General features: G+C 72.5%; 12 protein-coding genes. 4 read left to right on the top strand and 8 right to left on the bottom strand.

Going from position 1 to position 11,629, the window contains the following annotated elements; genetic code table 11:
- Positions 1-123 precede the first annotated feature (123 nt).
- The gene (locus tag PV682_RS26120) at positions 124-1,236 is read right to left on the bottom strand and encodes an SDR family oxidoreductase (protein ID WP_319733942.1); all 1,113 of its coding nucleotides are present in this window, start codon (positions 1,234-1,236) and stop codon (positions 124-126) included.
- A 194-nt stretch (positions 1,237-1,430) separates the two neighbouring features.
- Here PV682_RS26120 and PV682_RS26115 point away from each other — a divergent pair, with 194 nt between their 5' ends.
- The gene (locus PV682_RS26115) at positions 1,431-2,837 is read left to right on the top strand and encodes a zinc-dependent metalloprotease (protein ID WP_319733940.1); all 1,407 of its coding nucleotides are present in this window, start codon (positions 1,431-1,433) and stop codon (positions 2,835-2,837) included.
- A complete protein-coding gene (locus PV682_RS26110) occupies positions 2,834-3,355 on the top strand; it encodes an NUDIX hydrolase (RefSeq protein ID WP_319733937.1) in 522 nt (173 codons plus the stop codon). The genes PV682_RS26115 and PV682_RS26110 overlap by 4 nt, the downstream gene beginning before the upstream one ends.
- A gap of 110 nt (positions 3,356-3,465) precedes the next feature.
- Here the strand turns inward: PV682_RS26110 and PV682_RS26105 are convergent, their stop codons facing one another.
- The 4 genes from PV682_RS26105 to PV682_RS26090 form a co-directional block, all read right to left on the bottom strand.
- Positions 3,466-4,218: an AIM24 family protein gene (locus PV682_RS26105; RefSeq protein ID WP_319733935.1), complete on the bottom strand. Its 753-nt coding sequence runs from the start codon at positions 4,216-4,218 to the stop codon at positions 3,466-3,468.
- Between the two features lie 17 nt (positions 4,219-4,235).
- Positions 4,236-4,913, bottom strand: coding sequence for an AIM24 family protein (locus PV682_RS26100; RefSeq protein ID WP_319733933.1), 678 nt, complete (start codon positions 4,911-4,913; stop codon positions 4,236-4,238).
- Between the two features lie 7 nt (positions 4,914-4,920).
- A complete protein-coding gene (locus PV682_RS26095; RefSeq protein ID WP_319733931.1) occupies positions 4,921-6,678 on the bottom strand; it encodes a TerD family protein in 1,758 nt (585 codons plus the stop codon).
- A gap of 111 nt (positions 6,679-6,789) precedes the next feature.
- On the bottom strand, positions 6,790-7,383 hold the full coding sequence (locus PV682_RS26090) for a M48 metallopeptidase family protein (protein ID WP_319733929.1): 594 nt from the start codon (positions 7,381-7,383) through the stop codon (positions 6,790-6,792).
- 350 nt (positions 7,384-7,733) lie between these two features.
- Here PV682_RS26090 and PV682_RS26085 point away from each other — a divergent pair, with 350 nt between their 5' ends.
- The gene (locus PV682_RS26085; RefSeq protein ID WP_319733960.1) at positions 7,734-8,981 is read left to right on the top strand and encodes a TOMM precursor leader peptide-binding protein; all 1,248 of its coding nucleotides are present in this window, start codon (positions 7,734-7,736) and stop codon (positions 8,979-8,981) included.
- On the top strand, positions 8,974-10,317 hold the full coding sequence (locus PV682_RS26080; protein ID WP_319733927.1) for an ABC1 kinase family protein: 1,344 nt from the start codon (positions 8,974-8,976) through the stop codon (positions 10,315-10,317). The genes PV682_RS26085 and PV682_RS26080 overlap by 8 nt, the downstream gene beginning before the upstream one ends.
- A gap of 93 nt (positions 10,318-10,410) precedes the next feature.
- Here PV682_RS26080 and PV682_RS26075 read toward each other — a convergent pair whose 3' ends face one another.
- From PV682_RS26075 to PV682_RS26065, 3 genes are all read right to left on the bottom strand, one after another.
- Positions 10,411-10,734: a hypothetical protein gene (locus PV682_RS26075; RefSeq protein WP_319733926.1), complete on the bottom strand. Its 324-nt coding sequence runs from the start codon at positions 10,732-10,734 to the stop codon at positions 10,411-10,413.
- Positions 10,731-11,099 carry a WhiB family transcriptional regulator gene (locus tag PV682_RS26070; protein WP_319733924.1) on the bottom strand — a complete coding sequence of 123 codons (369 nt, stop codon included), beginning with the start codon at positions 11,097-11,099 and terminating at the stop codon, positions 10,731-10,733. The genes PV682_RS26075 and PV682_RS26070 overlap by 4 nt, the downstream gene beginning before the upstream one ends.
- A 161-nt stretch (positions 11,100-11,260) precedes the next feature.
- Positions 11,261-11,578 carry a hypothetical protein gene (locus PV682_RS26065; RefSeq protein WP_112477105.1) on the bottom strand — a complete coding sequence of 106 codons (318 nt, stop codon included), beginning with the start codon at positions 11,576-11,578 and terminating at the stop codon, positions 11,261-11,263.
- Positions 11,579-11,629 lie beyond the last annotated feature (51 nt).

Here is an 11,629-nt window from a genome sequence, read left to right as displayed (position 1 = left end):
CCCCACCCACCCGGGGTCCAGGGGCGGAGCCCCTGGCGGGGTCGTTGAAGGGGCAGCGCCCCTTCAGGATGGGACGGGTAGGGGCGGCGGGGGCGAGGAGACTCCGGGCCCGCACCCGGCGTACTACACCCGCCGCCGAGCCTTCCGAGCCCGCCGCACCACAGCAGCCGCACCCAGCAGCGCAACCGTCGCCCCCGCGGCCCCCGCCGCAGTCGCGTCCTTACGCCCAAGCCGCCGCCCGGCAACGGTATGCCGCCCGGCAACCTCCTCCAGCAGCTCCGCCAGAACCTCCTCGTTGGTCCACCGAGGCCGCCACCCGGCCGCGTGCAGCCGGCTGCCACTGACCACCCACGGGTACATCGTGTACGCGAGATCCCCAGCAGGCGACGGCGTCAGCCCGATCCGATGCAGACGGGCCGCGGCCCCGAGAGCAACCGCGGACGGCAACTCCATCCGCCGGATCCCGCTCAGCTCCTCGACCTCCTCCTGTTCGAGCCACCCGTCACACCCGACGGCGAGCTCCCCCTCGACCTTCTCCAGCACGGCGTACTCCAGAGCCGAGCACAGATCGTCGACGTGGCAGAACTGCCAGGCGGGCCGGGACCCGGCGACGACGAGGAGCCGGGGCGACTCGAAGTACCGGGTGAGGGCGGTGTCGGTGCCCCCGACGAGCGTGGCGGGCCGCACGACGGTGACATTGAGCCCGGGATGCGCACGCGGCGCCCGCCGAGCGAGCCGCTCGATCTCCAGCAGATCCCCGACCCCGGTCGCCTCGGCGGTGGCCCGCAGCTCCGCGTCCTCGGACAGCGGCAGCTCGTTGTCGTCGAGAGCCCCGTACACCATCGCGGAGGTGCACAGGACGACCCGCCGCACCCCGGCAGCGGCGGCAGCGGTGAGCACGGTCTGCGTCCCCCGCACGTTGTACGCCGTACGGGCCCCCGCGTCGGACCCGAGATCGAGATCCAGCGCGAGATGGACGACGACATCGGCCCCCCGCAGCTTCTCCGCGATCGCCGGATCACGCACGTCGAGGACGTGCCACGTCACGTCGTCGCACTCCCCCCGCCGCTCGTCGATGGCGACGACCTGCTTGATCTCGTCGGACGCGGCGAGCCGCTCGGTCAGCAGCGCGCCCACCCCGTGCGCCGCGCCGGTGACGGCGACGACGGGCCCGCGCGAGCCCGCGCCGGTTGAGCGGTTTCGCGCTGCGCGAACCTGCGGATCTGGGGAACTCACCAGGTGTCTCCAGCGGTTGTCATGGCATACGGGCGCGGATGACGCGTACGTACCAGGTGGCTCCATCCTGCCGCAGGCCGCGAGTCGGCGGAGCACCGAGGCCCGATCGGGCCCGGGTGTCTACGCTGGGTGGTGTTGCAGGGCAGCCGCGCCGCCGGTCGTCGGACCGGTGGCCTTACCAGCCGAGGAACCCCGTGAGTGACACCCCATTCGGATTCGGCCTTCCGCCGGAGGAGCCGGAGGACGGCGACGGCAAGAAGAAGGACCAGCAGAGCGGTGGTGGTCAGAACCCGTTCGGTTTCGGCGGGCTGCCCGGTGCCGGCGGCTTCGGAGCCCCCGGCGCGGACAACCCGTTCGCCGCGATGTTCGGCTCCATGAACCCCACCGACCTGGGCGCGGCGTTCCAGCAGCTCGGGCAGATGCTGTCGTACGAGGGCGGCCCGGTGAACTGGGACATGGCGAAGCAGATCGCCCGCCAGCAGGTCGCGCAGGGCACGCAGGACGGCGTGAAGGACGCGAGCGTGGGCGCGGCGGAGCGCACGGCGGTCGAGGAGGCGGTGCGCCTGGCGGACCTCTGGCTGGACGACGCGACGTCCCTGCCGTCCGGCGCGGGTACGGCGGTGGCGTGGTCGCGCGCGGAGTGGGTCGAGGCGACGCTGCCCGCGTGGAAGGAGCTGGTGGACCCGGTCGCCGAGCGGGTCGGCGCGGCGATGGGTGACGTCCTGCCGGAGGAGATGCAGGCCATGGCGGGCCCGCTGATCGGCATGATGCGCTCGATGGGCGGCGCCATGTTCGGCACGCAGATCGGGCAGGCCGTGGGCGTGCTCGCGGGCGAGGTCGTCGGCTCGACGGACATCGGGCTGCCGCTGGGCCCGGCCGGGAAGGCCGCGCTGCTGCCGGTGAACATCGAGACGTTCGGCAAGGACCTGGGCGTCGCGAAGGACGAGGTCCGGCTGTATCTGGCGCTGCGCGAGGCGGCCCACCAGCGGCTGTTCGCGCACGTGCCGTGGCTGCGCTCGCACCTGTTCGGCGCGGTCGACGGCTACGCGCGCGGCATCAAGGTCGACACGGCCAAGCTGGAGGACGTGGTCGGCCAGTTCGACCCGCAGAACCCCGAGCAGCTCCAGGACGCCCTCCAGCAGGGCATGTTCCAGCCGGAGGACACGCCGGAGCAGAAGGCGGCCCTGGCCCGCCTGGAGACGGCGCTCGCTCTGGTCGAGGGCTGGGTGGACGCGGTGGTGCACGCGGCGGCGAAACCCCGGCTGACCTCGGCGGACGCGCTGCGTGAGACCCTGCGCCGCCGCCGTGCCTCCGGTGGCCCCGCCGAGCAGACGTTCGCCACGCTGATCGGCCTGGAGCTGCGCCCCCGCCGCCTGCGCGACGCGTCCCGCCTGTGGGCGTCCCTCACGGACGCGCGCGGCGTCGACGGCCGCGACGCCCTGTGGGCCCACCCCGACATGCTGCCCACAGCCACCGACCTCGACGACCCGGACGGCTTCGTCCACCGCGAGCAGCTCGACTTCTCGGAGCTGGACAAGCTCCTCGGGGAGGCGGCCGAGGGCGGCCCCGACCTCAAGAAGAAGGACGACGACACCGAGTGACCCTGCACGACGACGCGGCCTCGGTCCTCAAGGGATACGAGGCCCAGCCGGACCTGCGCGACACCTACCTCGCCCACCTCGCCTCCCACCCGGACGGCATGTGGAAGGCGTGCGCGGATGGCCACATCACGGCCAGTGCGCTGGTCATCGACCCGGCGCGCGGCCGGGTCCTGCTGACCCTGCACAAGAAACTCCGCATGTGGCTCCAGATGGGGGGCCACTGCGAGCCGGGAGATGCCTCCCTGTCCGCGTCGGCTCTGCGCGAGGGCACGGAGGAATCGGGCATCGAGGGGCTGACGTTGGTTCCTGGTGGGCCGATCCGCTTGGACCGCCACTTGACGCCGTGCGCGTGGCACTTGGACGTGCAGTACGCGGCCGTACCCCCGGAGGGCGCGGTGGAGAAGATCAGCGACGAGTCACTGGACCTGCGCTGGTTCGCGTACGACGAGGTGGCGAGAGTGGCGGACGACTCGGTGATACGCCTGCTGGAGGAGACAAGGAGAAGGCTGGCTGTGTGATCGGGGGTGCGTTGTGTTGCTTTTTGCTTTTCAGGGGCGCGGGGAACTGCGCGACCAGCCACAACGCACCCGCACCCGCCCCACACCCCTCCGAGGCACCCCCGTAGGCGCTAGTTCCGACTACCCCCCAACGAATTCCCGCTGAGCCCCCCACTCCCCATCCCAAACTGCCCCAGCACCCCGGACGCCCTCAAATGCTGCGGCGGCAACAGCTCACTCGGCTGCACCAGCACATGCCCGGTCCCGGAGAACTGCATCTCCCACCCCTCCCCCGAGGACCCCCGCCGCCGCCACACGGCGGACGTGGACGTCGGCGCCTGCAACTGCGTACGCAGCGAGGTCGACCAGGCGATCACCGCATCGGAGTCGCAGCAGACGTTCTTCCCGGGCCCGACCTCCAGCACCAACGGCTCCCCGGACGTCATCACGACGACCTGCCCGTCCCCGGAGAGCTCCAGGTTGTACGCCCCGGCGGAAGCCACCTCGACGGCACTGTCGATCGCGACGATCCCGACGTTGAGGGACCCGTCGAACGCGAGCACGGACGACGAGTCGACGGTGATCCCCCGCCCGACCTCCATGATGTGCAGGTGCTGCGCGAAGTTCGCGAGATACACGACCCCGCTCCCCTTGCACCGCATGAGTTCGAGCCGCTCCCCGGTCATCCGCTCGACGTTGCGCCACCCCCGGTCCCGGTACTGGCTGTCGAACTGGACGTCGCCCTCGAAGGCGACCATGGCCCCCTGCCGCGCGAGGATCGCCCCGCGCCCGCGCGAGACGTCCGTCTTGAGGAGCTGCGGGTTCTGGAGGGTGTAGCGCTCGGTGGACTCCACCGGAATGTGCGCGAAGAGTGTGCTGTGCATGTCGTTCGTGGCTCCCCTCAGCCCCGGATCTTGAATCGGTCGCCGGTGTCCTCGCTGGGCTGGACGACGACGAACCCCTGCCCCTTGAAGCCGACCTGGAAGGCTTCCCCGCTGCCCCGCCCGATCAGCGCGCCCGCCTTGATCGAGCGCTTGGCCTTCATGTCGAGCCCGTCGGTCCAGGCGATGAGCGCGTCGGGGTCGACGTACGTCTCGCGCTCCGCGCAGTCGAGGGAGATCGGCATTCCCCGGCTGACCAGCGCGACCCACCCGGTCCCCCGCACGACGAGGTTCGTGAGCCCGGACCCGGAGAGCTTCGCGAGCCCTTTGACGGGCTCGATCTTCAGCTCCAGCGAGGCGTCGCAGGCGAGCAGGGTGGGCCCGTTGACGGAGATCGCCTCGTTGTTCAGGTGCAGGACGAGTACGTCGCCGCCGTAGTCGGCGAGATACAGCTCGCCGTCGCCGCGGCACATCATCAGCCGGCCGCCCTCGCCGGTGACCATCTCCTCGGCGCTGCGCCGCAGGCTCGCGGGGGCGCCGTCGAACTGGACGTACCCGTCGTAGGCGATCATCGAGCCGGCCTTCGCGTACAGGTCCTGGCCGGTGACCATGGTGACCTTGAGCGTCTTGGAGCTGTGCACGCTCATCCGTACGCCGGCCGTCGCGGGCTGCTGCGCGTTCAGTGTCTGGAGGTCCATGGCTGCCTCACACCTCGAAGGGCTGGACGACGACGAAGTTGCCGGGGGCGCCCCGGAACTGGAGGTTGACGGCCTCCGCGGTCTGCCGGGCGTACCCGGAGCGGCGCAGGCGCAGCGAGGTCGTGGTGACCGCCTGCGCGCCCGCGGACCAGGCGATGACGGCGTTGCCGTCGACGTACGTGGCGGGGCCGACCGGGAGGACGACGGGGACGCCGCGGGTCTTGACGACGACCGCGCCCGTGCCGGAGAACAGCATGCTGAACAGGCCGCCGCCGGGCAGGCCCGCGCCCTCGATCCGGCGGACCTCCGTGTCGAGGGCCTCGTCGAAGGCGAGCACCCCGCGCGCGGACGTGTAGAGCTGCTCGCCCTGGAGGCGGATCACGAAGAGGCGGCTCGCCTCGTCCGCGAGGAAGACCTCGCCGTCGCCCGAGCAGCGCATGAGGCTCATGCCCTGGCCGGTGAGCTGTCCCGTCAGCTTGCCGAGGAGTCCCGAGCCCTTGTGGGCGAAGTCGACGTCGCCCTGGTAGGCGACCATGCTGCCCTGCTTGGCGAGGATGTTCGCGCCCTTGGTGAGCGTCGCCCGCACAAGCTCCGGGTTCTGCTCGGTCCAGCGGTCGCCCACGGGGGCCTCGGCGTACTTGGTGAGCACCGCGCGGAGGCCGGCTTCGGGGGGTACGGGGGCGAGGGAGGCGGTGGCGCCGAAGGGGGCGCCGGGGGGTGGGGTGGTGCCCGGGGGTGTGGTTCCGGGGGGTGTGGTTCCGGGGGTGCCGAAGGGGGCGCCGGGAGGCGTCGTACCGGGGGTGCCGAAGGGGGCACCTGGCGGTGTCGTGCCCGGGGTGCCGAAGGGGGCTCCGGAAGGCGGGCCCGGGGGTGTCGTGCCCGGTGGGGTGAAGGGGCCGCCCTGGGGTGCGGGGGCCGTGGGGGTGGGCGGGGGCGGGACCGTGCCGGCGGGTGGGGTGTGGAGGCCGGCGGCGATGGTGGGGGCGGCGTGGGGGGCGAAGGCGGGGGCGGGGGCAGGGGCGCCGAAGGAGGGCGCGGGCGTCGGGGCCGGTGGGGCCGCGTGGGGTGCGGTGGGCACCGGGGCGCCGTAGGAGGGCTGGGCCGTAGACGCCTGGGCCTGGGGCGGTACGACGGCTGTCGTCGGAGGTGTCGGCGCTGCCGCGGGGGCCGTCGGGGGTGCGAAGGCGGGTGGGGCGAAGGCGGGGGCCGGGGGCTCGGGTGCCGGGGGCGGTTCCTCCTCCGCGACCTCGCCGCCGAAGTTCTTCAGCAGCGCTTCGAGGCCGCCGTCGAAGCCCTGGCCGACCGCCGCGAACCGCCAGACGTCCTTGAGGTAGAAGTCGCCGAGCATCACCGCGCGCTCGGTGGAGAACTCCGAGCCGTCGAAGGCGTACCGCGCGACCTCCTCGCCGCCGGCGACGATCCGCAGGTAGCCGGGGGCGATCTGCGACATCTGGCCGTCGCCGTCGATCGTCGCGGTGAAGGACAGCTTCTGGATCTGCGGCGGGACACGGTCCAGGGTCACCCGGAAGGATTCCGTGTCCCCGGCCTGCTCACCGAGGAGCTGGATGGACTCCTCGGGGGACTTCGGCTGGTTGAAGAAGACGAAGTACCGGTCGTCCGAGAGGCGTTCGTCGGCGTCCAGTCCGAAGCAGCTGATGTCGAAGGCCAGTCCCGGCGCCGAGATCCGTACCCCCACGTACAGATCCGTGCCCGCCGTCAGATCGGCGACCTTGGCCTTGTGGCCGCGTTGGAATTCCCTGGGCATGTGCAACGACCGTCCCCCACTCCGACTGCGAGTTCGTTCACGCCAGGCTATCCGCTGGCTCTGACATCGCAGGAAGTCGGTACAGACCCGGTACACGACACGCGCCCGGCGTCACTCCCCGCGCGCGCCCGGCAGGTGCGGGAGCCGGTCGGCGGAGACGACGCCCTCCAGGTACCCGCGCGCGCGTTCGGTGCGCGGGTAGGCCTCCAGCAGCCGCCAGAAGTCGGGCCCGTGACCGGGTACGAGGAGATGCGCCAGCTCGTGCAGGAGGACGTAGTCGATGACGTACTCCGGCATGCCCTTCAGCCGGTGCGAGAGCCGGATGCTGCCCTCCGCGGGCGTGCAGGAGCCCCAGCGGGTGTTCTGGTTGGTCACCCACCGCACCGAGCTGGGCCGCGCGCGCCCCGCGAAGTACTGCGCGGACAGCCGCTGCGCCCGCTCGGAGAGCTCGGCGTCGCCGGGGACCCGTTTGCTCTCCTGGGCGGCCAGCTTGTCGAGCATGACGCTCACCCAGCGCTTCTCCTCGGCCTCGGACATCCGGGCAGGGATGAGCACGACGGTGCGGTCGCCCTCACGGTACGCGGAGACCGTCCGGCGGCGCCGGGCGCTCCTGCGGACCTCGATCGCACTCGCCTTCGAGCCGCTCTGCGGCGCGTTCGTCGTGCTGCGCTGTGATGTTCCGGCGTGCAGTGGGTCGGCGGACACGCCCTGACGTTACCCGCTGCACACGGGAGAAGTCTTGACTCCGGGACGGTTCGGTGTCGTTCCCGTGGCGTCCGGGTGCTCCGAGCGGCCGACTTGTACGACTGATGCCGATACCTGTGGATAACTTTCGGCGGGTTTCCGCGAGGGTGGGCATGCTGAGGGTGACGGCCGGGACGAGGGTTCCGGCGAAGGGCCGGGGCCTGTGCGGGCCGGGCTCCGGGGCCGTGGTTCCGAGGGTCCGGGGTGCGCGGCCCGGGGTGGTGCGCCGGGGCGTGTGCCCGGGGGTGCGTGCCCCGGGGGTCTCCGAAACGTACGGCCCAGGTTTCATGACGACGACGGGGGTGGTGGCTGTGCATCCGAGGGTGAAGCCGGCGTTGCGGCGCGGGTGGCGGGATCTGAGCACCGTGCAGTTCGGGATGACCCCGGCACAGGCGCTGACGCTGGGTCCGCTGGACAGCGCCACCCAGGGGTTCCTGGATCTGCTGGACGGCACGCGGGGGCTGCCGCTGCTGCGGGAGGAGGCGCGGCGGCGGGACCTGCCGGAGGGCTATGTGGACGGGCTGGTGCGGGGGCTGGCCGGGGCGGGGCTGCTGGACGACGCGCGCGGGGGCGGGACGGAGGCGGACGCGCTGCGGCGCCGGGGCGAGGTCGTGGAGCGGCTGGGCCCCGACCTGGCCGCGCTGTCGCTGCTCGCCCCGGAGCCCGGCGAGGCGATGCGGCTGCTGGCGGCCCGGCGCCGCGCGCGGGTCCGGGTGCAGGGCGCGGGCCGGGTCGGCGCCCTGCTGGCCGCGCTGCTGTCGGGGGCGGGCGTCGGCACGGTCGAGGTGGCCGACGAGGGCCGGGTGGAGCCGGGTGACGTGGCGCCGGGCGGCCTGTCGGCGGACGCGATCGGCGAGCCCCGCCGCGACGCGGCCCGGCGTGCGGTGCGCGCGGCCTCCCCCGGCCGTCCGCCGTCCCGCGAACCCGGTCCCGAGCCGGGCTTCGGCCTGGTGATCCTCACCCCGCGCGACGACGTCGGCGTGTACGCGCCGGACCCGGCCGCCGCCGACCCCCTGATCGCCTCGGGCACCCCGCACCTGTACGCCGGAGTGGTGGAGGCGACCGGCGTGGTCGGCCCTCTCGTCCTCCCCGGCGAGACGGCCTGCGCGGGCTGCCTCCAGCGGTCCCGCCGCGACGCCGACCCGGCCTGGCTGCGCCTGCTCGCCCAGTGGCGCTCGGGGCACCGCCGTCCCACCCTCCCCTGCGATCTCGCCCTGGCCACCACGGTCGCGGGCCTCGCCGCCGGCCACGCCCTGGCGTTCCTGGACGGCCGGACCGCACCGGCGCACAGCACGCGCTGGGAGATCTCGGCCCCGGCGCTCCAGTGGCGGGCGCGGACGGTCGAGGCGCACCCGGCGTGCGCGTGCGGGGCGGCCGTCACCGGGAACCCCGAAGGGCCCTACCGGGTCCTTCTTGCCGAAGCTTCTCCCGATGTTGAGGAACACCCCGTGGAGGACTCGAGGGCGCACGAGACAATGGCAGGGCAACGACATTCGATGGAGTCACTCCGTCCGGCGAACGCGGCGCGGCCGGTGGGTACTTGGAGGGCGCATGTCTGATCTTCCCCGCAAGGCGGTCACCCGCACCGCCAAGCTCGCCGCGCTCCCGCTCGGCATCGCCGGCCGGGCCACCTGGGGCCTGGGCAAGAGGATCGTGGGCGAGTCGGCGGAGATCGTCGGCCGCGAGCTGCAACAGCGCACGGCGGACCAGCTCTTCAAGGTCCTCGGCGAGCTGAAGGGCGGCGCGATGAAGTTCGGCCAGGCCCTGTCGGTCTTCGAGTCGGCGCTCCCGGAGGATGTCGCGGGCCCCTACCGCGCGGCCCTGACGAAGCTTCAGGAGGCGGCCCCGCCGATGCCGGTCCGCACGGTGCACGCGGTCCTCGCGGAGCGCCTCGGCGCGGACTGGCAGGACCTGTTCCTGGAGTTCGACGACAAGCCGGCGGCTGCCGCGTCGATCGGCCAGGTCCACCGCGCGGTGTGGCGGGACGGCCGGGACGTCGCGGTCAAGGTCCAGTACCCGGGGGCGGGCGAGGCCCTGCTGTCCGACCTGAACCAGCTCAGCCGCTTCGCCCGGCTGCTCGGCCCGCTGGTCCCGGGCATGGACGTCAAGCCGCTGATCACCGAGTTGCGCGACCGCGTCTCCGAGGAGCTGGACTACGCCCTGGAGGCGACCGCCCAGCGCGCGCACGCGCAGGAGTTCACCGACGACCCCGACATCGTCGTACCCGCCGTGGTCCACCAGTCCGACCAGGTCCTGATCACCGAGTGGATCGAGGGCGTGCCGCTGTCCGAGGTGATCGCGGAGGGTACGGCGGAGCAGCGCGACCGGGCCGGTCAGCTGCTCGCGCGCTTCTTCTTCTCGGGCCCCGCGCGCACGGGCCTGCTGCACGCCGATCCGCATCCCGGCAACTTCCGCCTGGTCCCGGACGGCGACGGCTGGCGGCTGGGCGTCCTGGACTTCGGCACGGTCGACCGGCTGCCCGGGGGGCTGCCCCGGCCGATAGGCGAGGCGCTGCGCATGACCCTGGCGGGCGACGCGGGCGCGGTCTACGAGCAGCTGCGCGCGGAGGGCTTCGTCAAGGATTCCATCGACCTGGACCCCGGCGCGATCCTCGACTACCTGCTCCCCATCATCGAGCCGGTCCAGGCCGAGGAGTTCGCGTTCACCCGCTCCTGGATCCGCACCCAGGCGGCCCGCATCGCCGACCCCCGCTCCCCCGCGCACCAGCTGGGCAAGCAGCTGAACCTGCCCCCGTCGTACCTCCTGATCCACCGCGTCACCCTCAGCACGATCGGCGTCCTGTGCCAGCTGAACGCGACGGTCCGCCTGCGCGAGGAACTGGAGGAGTGGCTTCCGGGCTTCGCCACCGAGCCGGACCCGACCGCCCTTCACTAGCCCCCTCCGCCGCGCGGGCGCGAGCAGCCACAAGGGGCCGGCCCGAAACCGGACCGGCCCCACGAACAACCTCAGTCGTACGGTGCGTACGCCTTACTGCATGACGGCCATGGCCAGCGCGCGCCGGGCGCGCCGCGAGGCCCGCTCCGCACGCCGCTGCATCCGCCGCGCGGCGACCACACGAGCGGCCAGCCGCTCCTGCTCGGCCTCCTGCATGCGCTCGCGCATATGCGCACGAGCCAAGGCTTCTGGGATGAGTTGCATCTCTCGGTTCCTGTTCTGACGCGAGTCGTTCGCGCCGCTGGTGGTGACGTCTGTGTTCGCGGAGCCCACGGGCTCACTGGCGGACGGCTTCATCGGGGCCTGCTTCTGGGGGTCGTGCGTGAGGGGGCGGTCGATGGTTCCGGTGATGTTCATGCCGAGACCGGGTTCTTGCGCGGACGGCCACGCGGCCGCTTGCGGGCGACCACGACACCCTGCACGAACAGCTCGCCGCCCCAGACACCCCAGGGCTCACGCCGCTCCTTCGCCCCGGCGAGGCACGCCTCGATCAGGGGGCAGGTACGGCAGAGGGACTTCGCGTACTCCACGTCCGCGGGCGACTCGGCGAAGAAGACCTCCGGGTCGTAGGAGCGGCAGGGAACGGGTACGCCGAGGTTCTCGATGGCGTCGTCGAGCGCGGTGAGCGCGGTGAGGGGAGTCAAGGCGGGGTCCTCCTGGAGACCGGGCGGGGGGATCGTTTCGGAAGGCGGTACGGACGTTTCGTGCGCTTCGAGTTGCACGGTTTCGTCTTCCTCGTCTGTCGGACCGGCCCTGTTGGGCCGGTGTCGGCTTGTCGTCCCGAGGCTCCCTCTGCTGCCTGTCCCCGGTGGGGGGACAAACAGAAGGGCCGCGGATCCCGGATGGGGTTCCGCGGCCCTGAAGGCGCCGGCCTGATCGACGATCAGGCTGGATCACTCCAGGGATCTGGCCCGCGGAAGGCCCACATCTGGTGGTGCTGCGTCGTCTGCTTCGGGTTTCCGGCACCGGCTGCCGTAAAGACATAGGACAGGGCCTTTGCCTCTACTGCTTCCAGTGCCTTCATCGGTCGCTCGTCGCGGGCGGGAACGCTCGCGGGGGCGACGGAGAGCGACTCGGACCGGCCGGCGCGGAGGCCGGACAGACCGGTGCCCGGGTTCGAGGCGCCGAGGATGCACACGGAGACGACCGAGGGATCGGTCAGTTTGACGGTGCTGGTGAAGCGGGTCTTGTTGATGATCACTGGAATCGCCTCCTCTCGGCGTCTCGTGGACCGGGGGTGAACCCGATCCGG

The organism is Streptomyces niveiscabiei, assembly GCF_033794345.1.
GTDB classification, from domain to species: Bacteria; Actinomycetota; Actinomycetes; order Streptomycetales; family Streptomycetaceae; genus Streptomyces; species Streptomyces niveiscabiei.
The sequence above is the reverse complement of the archived record's forward strand: the minus strand, read 5'-3'. Positions and strand labels throughout refer to the sequence as shown.

What these genes read in the sequence shown, in the direction of transcription:
- PV682_RS26080 (WP_319733927.1), top strand. Translation starts at nt 8,974, where the DNA reads ATGTCTGATCTTCCCCGCAAGGCGGTCACCCGCACCGCCAAGCTCGCC.
- PV682_RS26095 (WP_319733931.1), bottom strand. Translation starts at nt 6,678, where the DNA reads ATGCCCAGGGAATTCCAACGCGGCCACAAGGCCAAGGTCGCCGATCTG.
- PV682_RS26105 (WP_319733935.1), bottom strand. Translation starts at nt 4,218, where the DNA reads ATGCACAGCACACTCTTCGCGCACATTCCGGTGGAGTCCACCGAGCGC.
- PV682_RS26075 (WP_319733926.1), bottom strand. Translation starts at nt 10,734, where the DNA reads ATGAACATCACCGGAACCATCGACCGCCCCCTCACGCACGACCCCCAG.
- PV682_RS26100 (WP_319733933.1), bottom strand. Translation starts at nt 4,913, where the DNA reads ATGGACCTCCAGACACTGAACGCGCAGCAGCCCGCGACGGCCGGCGTA.